Origin of the sequence: Microbispora sp. H10670, from assembly GCF_014161385.1 — a bacterium.
GTDB classification, from domain to species: domain Bacteria; phylum Actinomycetota; class Actinomycetes; order Streptosporangiales; family Streptosporangiaceae; genus Microbispora; species Microbispora triticiradicis.
In genome coordinates, this window is the sequence record NZ_JABBWW010000020.1 from 106505 (window position 1) to 120602 (window position 14098).

The following is a 14098-nucleotide window of genomic DNA, read 5'->3' on the forward strand; positions in this document are numbered from 1 at the left end:
CCCCAAACACTTCCTCCGTTGTCAGGAGTTCGGATGACCTCCTTGGCCAGGCTGAGCCTCGCCAACCGCGCACTCGTGATCTTGGTCGCGCTGGTACTCGCGGGGTTCGGCCTCTTCGCGATCCCCTCGCTGAAGCAACAGCTCTTCCCGTCCCTGGAGTTCCCGGCGGCCTTCGCGGTGGCGAGCTATCCCGGCGCCGCTCCCGACATCGTGGAGGAGCAGGTCACCAAGCCGATCGAGAGCGCCTTCCAGGGCATCGCCGGCGTCACCGACATCACCTCCACCTCCCGCGAGGGGGTGTCGCAGGTGCAGGTCGCCTACGAGTACGGCACCGACATCGACGAGATGACCGGCAAGATGCAGCAGGCCGTGAGCCGGATCAAGGCGCAGCTTCCGGCCGACGTCGACCCGCAGGTGGTGGCGGGCAGCACCGACGACATCCCGGTCATGGCGATCGCCGTGGGCGACGGCGGCGACGAGCACGCCATGGCCGACAAGATCGAGCGCATCATGGTGCCGGAGCTGCAGTCGATCGAGGGCGTCCGGGACGTCACCGTCAGCGGCGCCCGCGAGCAGCAGGTCGTCATCACTCCCGATCAGGGCAGACTGGCCCTGCTGGGGTTGTCGGCCGCCGCGATCCCCGACCTCCTGCGGACCAACGGAGTGTCCATCCCGGCCGGCACGCTGACCGAGGACGGCAAGTCGCTGACCGTGCAGATCGGCGATCCCGTCCGTACGGTGAAGGACCTGGAGAACCTGTACCTCACGCCCGCGAGCACGGCCGGGCAGGCGGGCGCGGGCCAGCGCGGCGCCGGCGCGGGGACGGGCGCGGGCCAGGGATTCCCCGGTCAGGCGTCGGCCGGCCGGGGCGCCGCTGCCGGGGGAGCCGGTGCGGCGGGCGCGGCGGCGCCGGTCCAGGCACCCAAGCCACCCAAGCCGGTCAAGCTGGGCGACGTGGCCGAGATCAAGGTCGAGAACGCCACCGCGACCACGCTCACCCGCACCAACGGCACCCCGAGCCTCGGCGTCTCGATCACCATGGTTCCCGACGGGAACGCGGTGCAGATCTCCCACGACGTCAACGACGCCCTTCCCGGGCTGACCCGCGCCCTCGGCGACAGCGCCGAGCTGAACGTCGTGTTCGACCAGGCGCCGTACGTCGAGAGGTCCATCGAGGACCTCGCCACCGAGGGCCTGCTGGGCCTGGCGTTCGCCGTACTCATCATCCTGGTGTTCCTGCTGTCGGTGCGTTCGACGCTGGTCACGGCGGTGTCCATCCCGTTGTCGGTGGTGATCGCGCTGATCGCGCTGTGGGCGGGCGACTACTCGCTGAACCTGCTGACGCTGGGCGCGCTGACGATCGCGGTCGGCCGGGTGGTCGACGACTCGATCGTGGTCCTGGAGAACATAAAGCGTCATCTCGCCTACGGCGAGGAGAAACGGCGGGCGGTCCTGACGGCCGTGCGCGAGGTGTCCGGCGCGGTCACCGCCTCCACGCTGACCACGGTCGCGGTGTTCCTGCCGATCGGCTTCGTCGGCGGGCTGGTCGGGGAGCTGTTCAGCTCCTTCGCCATCACGGTCACCGTGGCGCTGCTGGCGTCGCTGCTGGTCGCGCTGACCGTCATCCCGGTGCTGGCGTTCTGGTTCCTCAAGGCGCCGGAGCTCACCCCGCAGGAGGCGCAGGCCGTACGCGAGGACGCCGAGCGCCGGGAACTGCGCAGCCCGCTGCAGCGGATCTACCTGCCGGTGCTGCGCTTCGCGACCCGGCGGCGCCTGGTGACGGTGCTCATCGGCGTCGTGGTGTTCGCCGCGACGATGGCGCTGGCGCCCAAGCTGAAGACCAACTTCCTCGACTCCTCCGGCAACGACACCACACAGATCAGCCAGCGGATGCCGACCGGGACCGACCTCGCGACCACCGACGCGGCGGCCAAGAAGGTCGAGGAGGTGCTGGCCGCCGACAAGGACGTGAAGTCCTACCAGGTGACGGTCGGGGGCGGCAACCGCTTCCTCGGAGGGCTGGGCGGCTCCGCCGACCGCGCCTCCTACTCCGTCACCCTGGAGGAGGGCGTGGACACGCCCGTCCTGGAGGAGCGGCTGCGGGAGCGGCTCAAGGGCCTGACCGGCATCGGCGACATCACCGTCGGCGGCAACGGCGGCGGCGGGTTCAACTCCGACCAGGTGCAGGTCATCGTGCAGGGGCCGGACCAGGACGAGCTGAAGACGGCCGCCGCCTCGGTCCGCGACGCCATGACCGGCGTGGGCGGCCTGCGGGACGTCACCTCCAACCTCGAAGACAGCATCCCCCGGGTCGAGGTGCACGTGGACCGCGAGAAGGCCGCCGCCCGCGGCCTCACCGAGGCCGCCGTCGGGCAACTGGTCGCGCAGGCGTTCCGCGGCGCGCCGGTCGGCTCGATCGACGTGGACGGCCGCTCCAGCGACGTGATCCTGCGCGGGGCCGGCGACGCCCCCGACGACCTCGCCGCGATCAAGAAGCTGACCGTTCCGACCGCGACCGGCCTGGTGAAGCTGTCCGACGTGGCCGACGTCGTCCAGGCCGACGGGCCGACCCAGATCACCCGCCAGGACGGCGACCGCACCGCGACCGTGTCGGGCGCGGCCGACGCCTCCAACCTGGGCGCGATCACCACCAAGGTCACCGAGAAGCTCAAGACGCTGACGCTTCCGGCCGGGGTGACGTACAAGATCGGTGGCGCGAGCTCCGACCAGCAGAAGGCGTTCGCCGACCTGGGCATGGCGATGCTGATCGCCATCGCGATCGTCTTCATGATCATGGTGGCGACGTTCCGCAGCCTGGTGCAGCCGCTGATCCTGCTGGTGTCGATCCCGTTCGCGGCGACCGGCGCCATCGGGCTGCTGCTGGTCACCGACACCGCGCTCGGCGTGCCCGCCCTGATCGGCATGCTGATGCTGATCGGCATCGTCGTCACCAACGCCATCGTGCTGATCGACCTGATCAACCAGTATCGCGAGCAGGGGCTCGGCGTGACCGAGGCGGTCATCGAGGGCGGGCGGCGCCGCCTGCGTCCCATCCTGATGACCGCGATCGCGACGATCTGCGCGCTCACCCCGATGGCGCTGGGCGTGACCGGGTCGGGCGGGTTCATCTCCCAGCCGCTGGCCATCGTCGTGATCGGCGGCCTGCTCTCCTCCACCCTGCTCACGCTGGTCCTGGTGCCCGCCCTCTACGTCATCGTCGAACGGCTGAAGGAGCGCATGCGCCGCACTCCCGCGCGGCCCGGCGGCGACGACGGCGAGGTCACGGTGTACGACGAGGAGGCCCTCGAACCCGCCCGATGAGAGCCCCGTCAGGGTCCCGGTGACGGCCCTGTGCAGGCACCATGGAGGAAGGGAGGACCCCGGGACGGTCCCCGCGACGACCGTCCCGGGGACCGTCCCGGGGTCCTCCCGCGTTCGGCGTCCGGCGGACCTCAATAGACTGGGCCAACGTGAGTGCCAAGCCGCGTATCCCGAATGTCCTCGCCTCCCGTTACGCCTCGCCGGAACTGGCCCGCCTGTGGTCACCCGAGCACAAGGTGGTGCTGGAGCGCCGGCTCTGGCTGGCCGTGCTCAAGGCCCAGGCCGACCTCGGGATCGACGTACCCGAACAGGCGATCGCCGACTACGAGAAGATCGCCGAGCAGGTCGACCTCGCCTCCATCGCCGACCGGGAGAAGATCACCCGGCATGACGTGAAGGCCCGCATCGAGGAGTTCAACGCCCTCGCCGGGCACGAGCACGTCCACAAGGGCATGACCTCCCGCGACCTGACCGAGAACGTCGAGCAGCTGCAGATCCGCGACAGCCTGCTGCTGGTACGCGACCGGGTCGTGGCGCTGCTGGCCCGCCTGGCCCGCCTGGCCGCCGAGCACGCCGACACGGTCATGGCCGGCCGCTCGCACAACGTCGCCGCCCAGGCCACCACACTCGGCAAGCGCTTCGCCACCGCCGCCGACGAACTGATCGTCGCCTACGAACGGCTGGAGAACCTGCTGGAGCGCTACCCCCTGCGCGGCGTCAAGGGCCCCGTCGGCACCGCGCAGGACATGCTCGACCTGCTCGGCGGCGAGGACCGGCTGGCCGCACTGGAGGACCGCGTCGCCGCGCACCTCGGCTTCGCCCGCCGCTTCACCAGCGTCGGCCAGGTCTACCCCCGCTCGCTCGACTACGACGTGCTGACCACCCTGGTGCAGCTGGCCGCCGCCCCCTCCTCGCTGGCCAAGACCATCCGGCTGATGGCCGGGCACGAACTGGTCACCGAGGGCTTCAAGGAGGGCCAGGTCGGCTCCTCGGCGATGCCGCACAAGATGAACACCCGCTCCTGCGAGCGCGTCAACGGCCTCGCCGTGGTCCTGCGCGGGTACGCCTCGATGGCCGGGGAGCTCGCCGGAGACCAGTGGAACGAGGGCGACGTGTCCTGCTCGGTGGTGCGCCGGGTCGCGCTGCCCGACGCGTTCTTCGCCTTCGACGGCCTGGCCGAGACCATGCTGACCGTGCTCGACGAGTTCGGCGCGTTCCCCGCCGTCATCGAGGCCGAGCTGGGCCGCTACCTGCCGTTCCTCGCCACGACCAAGATGCTCATGGCCGCCGTGCGGGCCGGGGTGGGCCGCGAGACCGCCCACGAGGTCATCAAGGAGCACGCCGTCGCCTCGGCGCTCGCCATGCGCTCGCGCGGCACCGGAAACGAACTGCTCGACCGCCTCGCCGCCGACGAGCGCTTCCCGCTCGGGCGCGCCGAACTCGGCGCGTTGCTCGACGACCGGTCCTCCTTCGCCGGGGCCGCCGCCGGTCAGGTCGCGGCGGTCGTCGCGCGGGCCGAAGAGATCACCGCGCGCCATCCCGGCGCGGCCGCGTACACCCCCGGCGCGATCCTGTAGGGACGCCGATGCGGCTGAGCCCGCTGGCCGGTGAGGCCGAGGTCGCCGCCGCCTCAGGCGACGACGACCTCGTCGTGTGGGCGGCGCAGGGCATGCGGCCCGGCGTCCGCGCCTGGGCGTACGGCGAGGCGGTGGCGGTGGCGAGCCCCGCGGCGGCGCGGCGCGACCGGCTCGCGGTCACGGGCGAGCCGGCCCAGGTCGTCCCGCTCCTGCGGCACGCCCTGGCCGAGGCGGGCCCGTCGTTCCGGCCGCTCGGCGAGGCCGCCCTCATGGAGGAGGTGGTCCGCGCCGCGCCGGAACTGGAGCCGGTGGGTCACTTCACCTGGATGGTGACCGAGAAGCTCGCCCCGCCGCGCGCGGGCGCACCCGGCCTCGCGGACCGCGCGCCGGAAGGGGCGCCGGACGGTTCCTCGGAGGCCGCCTGGCTGGAGCCCGGCGAAGAGCGGGAGGTGGCCGCGCTGCTCGCCGCCGCCCACCCCCGCTCGTACGCCGTGCCGGGACTGCCGGGCGTACGCCGGTGGGCCGGGATCCGCGACGGCGCGCGGTCGCTGCTGGCGGTCGCGGCCGACGCGTGGTCAGCGCCGTCCGTGGGACTGCTCGCCGGTGTCGCGACCGCGGTGCCCGCCCGGGGGCACGGGCTGGGGGAGCGGGTGTGCCGCTTCACGGCGTCCGCGCTGCTCGACGCGCACGGGCGGGTGGCGCTGATGGTGGACGACTGGAACGCCCCGGCGATCGCCGTCTACGAACGGCTGGGTTTCACCCGCCGCGGTCTCGGCGTCGCCGCCGTACGCGGCTGACCCCGGCGTCAGGCGGGCTGGAACAGCTCGATCAGGTTGCCCGCGGGGTCGGCGAGCAGGATCTGCCGCCCGCCGGGGCCGGTGACCACATCGCTCCGGAACGGCAGCCCCGCGGCCCGCAGCCGGGCGACCTCGGTGTCCAGGTCGTCGACGATCAGGTGGACGCGGTTACGGCCGGCGGCGCCCGCGTCGTCCGGGGTGGCTCGGGCGCCGGAACTGGCGGGCCCGGACAGCAGCAGCCGCAGTGGCCCGCGTACGACGTCGGCGAAGGCGGGCGCGGCGCCGGCCCGCAGGGTGAATCCCAGATGCATCGTGTAGAAGTCGACGGCCGCCTGGACGTCGTCGACGATGTAGCGGACGCCGGCGAACCGGTCGGGCGATGTCATGACTGGGCCTCCTCGGCCGGGTTCTCCCCTGCGGGGTGGGTGAGGACGGGCAGCAGATAGCGGATGCGGGTGTCGATCTCTGCGGCGGCGCGTTCGACCGCCGGGTCGCCGGCCTGGCCCGTCTCGTCGCCGGGGGCGGCCGGGTCGGGGATGCTCCAGTGCAGGCGCCGCGGGTGGCCGCCGAGCTCCGGGCAGACCTCACGGACCTTGTCGCACAGGCTGATCACGTAGTCGAAGCGGCGGCCGTTCAGCGTGTCCAGATGCCGGGGACGCCGGTCGGCGATGTCGATGCCGTACCGCCGGCGCAGCACCCGTACGGCGCCGGGGTGCGTGCGGGGCTTGGGGTGGCTGCCCGCGCTGGCCACGTCGGCGCGGCCGCCGGCGCGGTGCCGCAGCAGTGCCTCGGCGACGGGTGAGCGGGCGCTGTTGCCGGTGCACACGAACAGCACCGAAGACGTCACCGCGTCGCCGGTCGCGGCCGCCGGCGGGGCGGGGACCAGGCGGAGCGCGGGATGCAGGGCGGTGCCCGCGGCGGCCAGCGTGTCCGCGCAGCGTTCCAGGTCGAGGCGGTAGTAGCTGTCGCGGCCGTCGTGACTGCTGCGCCGGGCCGCGACCAGCCCGGCCGAGCGCAGGAGCCGCAGATGGTAGGAGATCACGTTCTGCGGCTCGCCGACCAGCGTCACCAGTTCCCGCACCCGCAGGTCACCGTACGCGAGCTCGCTCAGCAGCCGCCACCGCACCGCGTGCGCGGCCAGCCGGACGAACACCGGCGGGACGGCTTGCGCGGACGGCACCATGACGAGCATGGTACATCAAACTGCTTTGATTGATCTGTCCCGGTGCCGGGCCGGCCGTTCCCGTTCAGGCGGCGCGGACGGACTCGGCCAGGCGTAGATTCAGGCCGTCCAGCACGCCGGTCAGATCACGCAGGGTGGTGATCCTCGCGACCGGTTCCGCGGACGAGGTGAACGCGGGGGAGGGCTCGGCGCGGTAGCGGTCCAGCCAGACACCGTGCATACCCACCCGTGTGGGCGCGACGGCGTCGAGCAGCAGGTTGTCACCGACCATCAGCACTTCCTCGGGCCGCAGCCCCAGCTTCGCCGCCGCCCGCAGGTAGCACTCCGGGGCCGGCTTGAACGCGCCGAGCGTGTCCGGGGTCAGGACGACCTCCATGCGGTCCATCAGCCCCAGGCGGCGCAGTTTGGCCTCCTGCTGCACCGGATCGCCGTTGCTGAGCACGCCCAGCGTCAGCTCGTCGCCGAGCGCCGCGAGGGTCGCGGCCACGTCGGGGAAGGCGGCCCAGGCGTCCTCGTAGTGGGTCAGGAAACCGGCGAAGGCCGTGTCCGGATCGGCCGGCGCGGGCATGCCCAGCCGGTCGCAGAACTCCCGCAGCCGCCTGCGCCGCTGCTCGGCGAACGAGCACTCGCCGGCGTGCCAGGCCGGAAGATGCTTGTCCTCCAGGTCGAGCCACAGCGCCGGCGCCTCCGGCAGCAGCTCATGGCCGGGGCAGACCGTCTCCATCCAGCGGGTCGCGGCGAGGGCGACGGCCCGGCGGTGGTCGAAGAGGGTCTCGTCGAGGTCGAACAGAATGGCCCTGATCACGAGTCCCCATCCTCGGGGGGATGTGTTTCCGGTGCGTTTCGGAACCGTGAAAGCCTGGGTGAAGATCGCAGTCAAGTTCCGGCCTTTGGTGGATCGAGTAGGAAATTTCCTACTCGAAGATGACGGGTAGGATATTTCCTACGTATTATGCAGTGCGTGGACACCACTCCCGCCGCTCGGGCGGAAGACGCGATCTTCGCCGCGCTCGCCAGCCCGGTGCGGCGCGAGGTCCTGCGCCTGCTGCGCGAACGGGGCCCCCAGTCCGTGCAGGACCTGGCCTCCGGCTTCGCGATGGCCCGGCCCAGCTTCTCCGAGCACCTGCGGGTGCTGCGGGAGGCGGGCCTGGTGAGCGAACGCCGCGACGGCAGGCGCAGGCTCTACCGCCTGGAGGCCGTCCCGCTCGTCCGCGTCCGCGACTGGCTCGACCCGTACGAGCGGTTCTGGCGCGGCAGGATGACCGGTCTGCGCGACCTGCTCGACGACATGGAAGACGTGAACGACAGCCGGGACGCGGCCGCCCTTGGCCGCGCCGGAGACCAGGAGACGACATGAACGGCGCCGACGACCCGACCGTGCTGCGGCTCGACGAGTTCCTGGCACACCCGCCCGCCCGCGTGTGGCAGGCCCTGACCGACCCCGGGCTGCTCGCCCGGTGGTTCATGCCGGGAGACTTCCGCCTGACCGTGGGTCACCGGTACACCATGACCGGCATGGCGATGCCCGGCACCGGGTTCTCCGGCACCGTGCAGGCCGAGGTGCTGGCCTTCGAACCCGAGCGCATGCTGCGCCTCGGCTGGCGCGACGCCGACCCCGCCAGCCCCGCGGCCGCCGACTGGACGATCACCTGGACACTCGAACCCGAAGGCAGGGGCACCCGGCTTTTCCTCACCCACGAGGGCTTCGATCCGGGCAGCGAACTGCAGCGGCGGGCCCGCTCCATCATGGACGGCGGGTGGCGCCACCTGCTGACGGACCGCCTCCCCGCCGTCCTGTGACCACCGGTCCCGGCCCGGGTGGCGGAGGGACGGCCGGGTGAAACTTTCCGGCCCTGACCGCGGCCGAGCAGGGGCGACGCGGCGGCATTAGTTTGGACGGTTGACTTATTCCGGCCGGCGATCTTAACGTGCGGAGGCTCTCGCTCCGCGTGCGGTGCGAGCAGCGGCTTTCCGTCCACGATGGCCCGTCCCGAAGGAGCGCAGAATGCCCGACACCACGCCCGGGACGGCGGTTCCCGGACCGTACGGCGGCCGTCGCGGCGGCACCGCGGCTCTGGCGGCCGCGCTGGTCGTGGGCGGCCTCGTCGCCGGGGCCCCGGGAACGGCGACCGCAGCGACCGGCTGCGCCGTCACCTACACCACCAGCGACTGGCCGGGCGGCTTCAGCGCCGCCGTCACCGTGCAGAACCTGGGCAGCGCCATCGACGGATGGACGCTCGCGTTCACCTTCCCCAGCTCCGGCCAGAAGGTGACCACCGGCTGGTCGGCCACCTGGAGCCAGAGCGGACAGAACGTCACGGCCACGAACGTGGACTACAACGCCGCCCTCGCCACCGGCGGGTCGGTCTCGATCGGGTTCAACGGCTCGTGGTCGGGTTCCAACCCCAAACCGACGGCTTTCACGCTCAACGGCGTGACCTGCACCGGGTCCACCACCACCTCGTCACCCACCCCCTCGGTGACGCCCACCGTCACACCCACCATGACGCCCTCGGCGACTCCCACAGTGACGCCCACAGTGACGCCCACCATGACACCCACGGTGTCGCCTTCCGCGACGCCGACGGCGACGCCCACGACCGGGAAGCCCACCGTCGCCGCCGACGGCACCGGCACCTACCGGACGGTGCAGGCCGCGATCGACGCGGTGCCCACCGGCAACTCCAGCAGGAAAGTGATCACGATCAAGCCCGGCACCTACCGGGAGATCGTCACCATCCCGGCGAACAAGCCGTACATCACCCTGCAGGGACTCGGCACTTCGGCCAGGGACGTCCTGATCGTCAACAACCACGCGGCCGGTGCGTACGGCACGTTCAACAGCGCCACCGCGTTCGTCAACGGCCACGACTCCGCCCTGACCAACCTGACGGTCTCCAACGATTACGTCGAGGACGGCTCCACCGTCAACCAGCAGGCCGTCGCGCTGAACCTCAACGCCGACCGGGCGATCCTGTCGAACGTACGACTGCTGGGCGACCAGGACACCTTCCTGATCAACGCCTCCGCCCGCGCGTACGTCAGAAGCTCCTACATCGAGGGCACGGTCGACTTCGTCTTCGGCGACGGCACCGCCGTGCTGCACGACTGCGACATCTACGAGAAGCGCAGCAGCGGCGCCCCCATCACCGCGGCCAGGACCGACGCCGCCAAGCCCTACGGGTTCCTCATCTACAAGTCCCGGATCAGCGGCGCGACCGGCGACACCACCCAGCTGGGGCGCCCCTGGGGGCCCAACGCGCAGGTGCTCTACCGGGAGTCCACCCTCAGCTCGACCATCAAGACCTCCCAGCCCTGGACCGACATGTCCGGCAACTCCTGGAAGAACGCCCGCTTCTTCGAATACCGGAACACCGGCGCCGGGGCCACGGTCAACGCCAACCGCCCGCAGCTGAGCGACGCCCAGGCCGCCAACTACACCCCGCAGAAATACCTGGCCGGCTCCGACGGCTGGAACCCCGTGAGCTGACCCCCTGAGCTGACCCCCTGAGCTGAGTGTCGTGAGCTGAGTGTCGTGAGCTGAGCCTGCCCGGCCGACGCACGGCCCGGAGGGAGCGGCCCAGAAGAGCGAGCCGGGGGAGCGGCGCGCAGTTCAGCCCTCCCCGGGAACGCTCTCCCCGCCGTGGGCGGTGTGCCCGGCCGGGCCGCCGCCACGGCGGCGCAGCAGCGGGTGCGACCCCATCGCCACCTCCAGCTCCCCGGGCAGATCGTCGCGGTAACGACCGAGCGTCGACAGGTCGCTGTGCCCCAGCACCCGCCGCACCGCGTCCATGTCCGTGCCGTCGGCCAGCAGGTGCGTCGCCGTCGTGTGCCGCAACCCGTGCGGCGTCACCTCCCTGCTCCGCCCGGGCTCCACCCGCCGCCGCACCCGGTCGATCACCGCCTGCACGTCGCCCCGCGCCAGCCGCCTGCCCCGCCACGACAGCAGCAGCGCCTTCTCGCCGGCCCCGGCCGCGCGCACCGCGAGGTACGCGTCCAGCGCGGCGGCCACATCACGGGGGAGCGGAACGTCGCGGGTACGCCCGCCCTTGCCGAAGATCCGCCAGTAGCGCATCCCGTCGTTGGTGTAGAAGTCCTCCACGTTCGCCCGCACCAGCTCAGACACCCGCGGCCCCAACGCGGCCAGCAACATCACCACCAGCGCGTCACGTACCTCGGTCCGCTGGTCGGCCCGGCGGCGGCGCCCGTCCGAGCCGCCCGGCTCAGGCGGCGGAGCGGGGGAGCGGGCCGCCTCGATCAGGCCCTCGGCCTGCTCCCGCGTCAGCGCCCGGCGTTCCGGCCGCAGCCCGCCCCGCTCCCGCGCCCGCACCGACGAGGCGGCCATCGGGTCCAGATGCACCCACCCCGCCGACGCGGCATGCCGGAACAACGCCGACACCGATCGGCGGAACCTGGCCTGCGACGCCGCGCTCTGTCCCGGACCACCCCGTGGCGCCGGCCCGCGCGTCCCGCCTCCGCGGGGGACACCGGCACGAGCAACGCCGTCGCCCGCCACGCTTCTGCCGGCCGTGCCGTCTCCCGCCGCCGCGCCGCTCTCCCCGCTCCGCCGGCGTTCGTCCGGCTTGCGCGCGAACGCCAGCAGCACCGCGTCCACGTCCTCACCGGTGAGGTCGTCCAGGACCCGGTCGTCTCCCGCCAGCCGTACGAACGTGGCCACGTCCCGCGCGTACACCTCGGCGGTGGCGGGCGACAGTGCCCCGGTCACGGTCTTCGCGCGGACCAGCTCCACATAGCGGTCCGCGGCCTCCTGCACGGTCAGCCGGTTCACCTGCGGGGGCAGCATGATCGACACCGTACCGCCCGGGACCGACAACAATCACCCGGCCCGGCAGCGGCACGGAACCGGCGCGGCCGCCCCCCTCGACGCAGGCGCCGTTTCTACTCCACGACGAGCGAGTCGACGAACCGTTCCGCCTCGCTCTGGCTCATGCCGGTCTCACCGCGCACCAGGAAGACCGCCTGCTCCACCCGGCCGGCCGCCTTCATCTCCCGCGCCCGCGCGGCCAGGTCGTACCCGTGATGCGCCGTCGCCACGGGCAGCGACCGGCCCGCGCCGATCCCGTCGGCCAGATCCTTGGCCTCCTTCAGTCCCAGCCCGGTCTCCTCGCGGATCAGCTTGATCGCCTCGACCTTCTTGTTCTCCGCGTACAACTCCCGGACGCGCTGCTGCAGAGCGGCCGAAATCGGCGGCACCATGCCGGGACTACGCCAGGCGAGCGGCCCGGCGGGCCGCGCACCGGCCCGCGCGGCCGCGAAGACGACACCGAGCAGCGCGACCACGATGATGGCGAGGACCAGTAACTCGAACGGACCCACATCAGGCATGCGGTGATCGTAAAACGCGCGTCAACGCCACGGTGGTCTCAGCCGGAATTCCGGTACACATCGCCGCCGCGCGGAGCCCATGGTCGCGTCCGATGGTTCCGCGGCAGGCTGCCGACGTCCGGTTGGCCGGCCCTCCTCCCGCTTCACCGTACGAGAGGAGGGCCGGCCGTACGTTCAGCTGTAGGAGACAGACTGCACGGTGCAGTTGGTCTGCCACGGCCCAGGGTAGACCGGGGCGGTGGTGCAGGCCCAGGTGCCGGTGACGGTGGTCGTCCCCGCGGGGATGCTGGCATAAGCGGACGAGCCGAAGAAGTCGTACTGGTGTCCGCCGCTGCAGATGCCGCCGGCGCCGACGGCCGTGGTCCCGCTGGGCACCGTCTGGGTGAACCGCCACGAGTGCGTGGCAGGGACGGCGGTCGCGCTGCTGTAGGGCACCGACCCGCCGCCGGAAGGAATGGCGCCGAACCACAGGTCGGTGGCGTACCAGTCGGAGGTGTCCCCGAAATAGTTCACGTTGAGGCAGTCGACCGTGAACTGCACCGTGATGCCGGACGCCATGGCCGGCTGAGGTGCGGACACCAGAGCCAGCACCCCGGTCGTGACCAGCGCAGAACCGAGCGCCAGCGCCCGCCGAGCCGATTTCGCAGCGAACATGTCTATCCCTTCTCCGGCCACACCTGTGCCACCGCGAATTCATCATCGCCGCCGGGAACGGTCAATCACCGAGATTTTCGGCGCAGACCGAAAGTTCTCCCGAAACGGCGAGTGAAATTACCGCTGCGGAGAATACGGAGTCCGAAACTGCGGGGGTGCTCACCTGCGGGCGCAGTACATGCAGCAGCGATCAATTGGTCGCCTGTCGGCGCCCATCCGGAAACGTGATTTCTGGATGGGCGACCAGTCCGGAAAGATGACCTGTCGCCCTCGTGAAAAGTTCACTCCCGCAAGCGCGTGCTCACCTCGACAGGAGGCGACGGCGCAGCAGGAGCCCGGCGCCGGCCGCCAGGGAGATCGTGAGGCCGGCCAGCACGTACATCCGCCCGTCCGGCCCGGCCTCGCCGCCGCCTCCGGTCGCGGCCGCGCCGATCGGAGTCGCGACCGCGACCCGGGCCGCCGGGGCCACCTCGTCGTCTTCGTCGGGTACTGCGGCGGTCACCGTGGCCGTCACGGTCCGGGTCGGCCTGGGGCTGCTGCCGGTGCCGGCGGTGGCGCTCGCCGAGGAAGTCGAACTCGGGGAGGGAGTGGCGCTCGTCTGCCCGTCGCGGGTGACGGTGAGGGTGTAGGCGGTGAGCTCGTCCACGTTCCGCACCTCGCACTCGATCGTCGGCGAGGTCGGCAGGGGGCCGATGTTGACGGCGGCCGGCCGCACCGAGGCCGTGCCCGCGTTCGACGAGGTCGTCTTCATGTTCACCACGGCCGTCGGCAGCGGGATGATCTGCCCGCCGCCGACCGTGCTCAACGGCTCGCTCACGCCGGTGGCGGATGTCAGGTTAGCGATCCCGGTCAGGGCCGCGTACGCGTAAAGCTTGACGCCGGAGAGCCCATCGGCCGGCGCCCGCAGTTCGCGGCCGGTCACGTACGTCCCGCGCCAGCCGATGGACATCTGCCTGCCCGTCGTGGCGTCGTCCGGCATGGTCAGCTCGACATTGATCTGAACGTTCTGCTTCTCGGTCACGCCTTCGGTGGTGCACTCGTACTCGACGACCTCGGCGGCCAGGCGCAGGCCGCGCTCCGCGGCCGGCAGGGGAGCGGCCTGAACCGGGTGACACAGCAGCGCGAGGCAACCCGCGAAGACGAACGAGACCACCGCACGCATACGCAACGCCGGCTCCTGACGGGACTCATGGGACGTCGGGGACCTACATGAGACGTGG

At 71.9% G+C, this 14098-nt stretch carries 13 protein-coding genes; 6 read left to right on the top strand and 7 right to left on the bottom strand.

The features are described 5' to 3' along the window. Positions 1-33 precede the first annotated feature (33 nt). The 3 genes from HHX33_RS25255 to HHX33_RS25265 all read left to right on the top strand — a co-directional run bounded on the left by HHX33_RS25255 (position 34) and on the right by HHX33_RS25265 (position 5695). Positions 34-3321 (top strand): efflux RND transporter permease subunit, encoded by a 3288-nt coding sequence (locus HHX33_RS25255; RefSeq protein WP_182876782.1) that lies wholly within the window; start codon positions 34-36, stop codon positions 3319-3321. A 149-nt stretch (positions 3322-3470) separates the two neighbouring features. After that, entirely contained in the window at positions 3471-4898 is a 1428-nt protein-coding gene (purB, locus tag HHX33_RS25260) for an adenylosuccinate lyase (RefSeq protein ID WP_182876783.1), read from the top strand. Positions 4899-4906: 8 nt separating this feature from the next. After that, positions 4907-5695: a GNAT family N-acetyltransferase gene (locus HHX33_RS25265; protein ID WP_182876784.1), complete on the top strand. Its 789-nt coding sequence runs from the start codon at positions 4907-4909 to the stop codon at positions 5693-5695. Between the two features lie 8 nt (positions 5696-5703). On the opposite strand, the gene HHX33_RS25270 is transcribed toward HHX33_RS25265, so the two are convergent. The 3 genes from HHX33_RS25270 to HHX33_RS25280 all read right to left on the bottom strand — a co-directional run bounded on the left by HHX33_RS25270 (position 5704) and on the right by HHX33_RS25280 (position 7683). Beyond that, complete coding sequence (locus HHX33_RS25270; protein WP_182876785.1) at positions 5704-6081, bottom strand: VOC family protein; 378 nt, start codon at positions 6079-6081, stop codon at positions 5704-5706. Next, positions 6078-6878 carry an ArsR family transcriptional regulator gene (locus HHX33_RS25275; protein ID WP_182876786.1) on the bottom strand — a complete coding sequence of 267 codons (801 nt, stop codon included), beginning with the start codon at positions 6876-6878 and terminating at the stop codon, positions 6078-6080. Before HHX33_RS25275 ends, HHX33_RS25270 begins: the two co-directional genes overlap by 4 nt. Before the next feature lie 64 nt (positions 6879-6942). After that, on the bottom strand, positions 6943-7683 hold the full coding sequence (locus tag HHX33_RS25280) for an HAD family hydrolase (protein ID WP_182876787.1): 741 nt from the start codon (positions 7681-7683) through the stop codon (positions 6943-6945). Between the two features lie 156 nt (positions 7684-7839). On the opposite strand from HHX33_RS25280, the gene HHX33_RS25285 reads away from it, so the two are divergent. The 3 genes from HHX33_RS25285 (at position 7840) to HHX33_RS25295 (ending at position 10368) form a co-directional block, all read left to right on the top strand. Beyond that, the gene (locus HHX33_RS25285) at positions 7840-8235 is read left to right on the top strand and encodes a metalloregulator ArsR/SmtB family transcription factor (protein ID WP_310741522.1); all 396 of its coding nucleotides are present in this window, start codon (positions 7840-7842) and stop codon (positions 8233-8235) included. After that, the gene (locus HHX33_RS25290) at positions 8232-8678 is read left to right on the top strand and encodes an SRPBCC family protein (RefSeq protein WP_182876789.1); all 447 of its coding nucleotides are present in this window, start codon (positions 8232-8234) and stop codon (positions 8676-8678) included. The genes HHX33_RS25285 and HHX33_RS25290 overlap by 4 nt, the downstream gene beginning before the upstream one ends. A 205-nt stretch (positions 8679-8883) precedes the next feature. Continuing rightward, positions 8884-10368: a pectinesterase family protein gene (locus HHX33_RS25295; RefSeq protein ID WP_182876790.1), complete on the top strand. Its 1485-nt coding sequence runs from the start codon at positions 8884-8886 to the stop codon at positions 10366-10368. 123 nt (positions 10369-10491) lie between these two features. On the opposite strand, the gene HHX33_RS25300 is transcribed toward HHX33_RS25295, so the two are convergent. The 4 genes from HHX33_RS25300 to HHX33_RS25315 all read right to left on the bottom strand — a co-directional run bounded on the left by HHX33_RS25300 (position 10492) and on the right by HHX33_RS25315 (position 14040). Next, positions 10492-11682, bottom strand: coding sequence for a tyrosine-type recombinase/integrase (locus tag HHX33_RS25300; protein WP_182876791.1), 1191 nt, complete (start codon positions 11680-11682; stop codon positions 10492-10494). A gap of 95 nt (positions 11683-11777) precedes the next feature. Then, positions 11778-12224 (bottom strand): ribosomal protein L7/L12, encoded by a 447-nt coding sequence (locus tag HHX33_RS36470; protein ID WP_182876792.1) that lies wholly within the window; start codon positions 12222-12224, stop codon positions 11778-11780. Positions 12225-12398: 174 nt separating this feature from the next. Further along, a complete protein-coding gene (locus tag HHX33_RS25310) occupies positions 12399-12878 on the bottom strand; it encodes a hypothetical protein (protein ID WP_182876793.1) in 480 nt (159 codons plus the stop codon). Positions 12879-13179: 301 nt separating this feature from the next. Next, positions 13180-14040 (bottom strand): hypothetical protein, encoded by an 861-nt coding sequence (locus HHX33_RS25315; RefSeq protein WP_182876794.1) that lies wholly within the window; start codon positions 14038-14040, stop codon positions 13180-13182. Between the last annotated feature and the right edge of the window lie 58 nt (positions 14041-14098).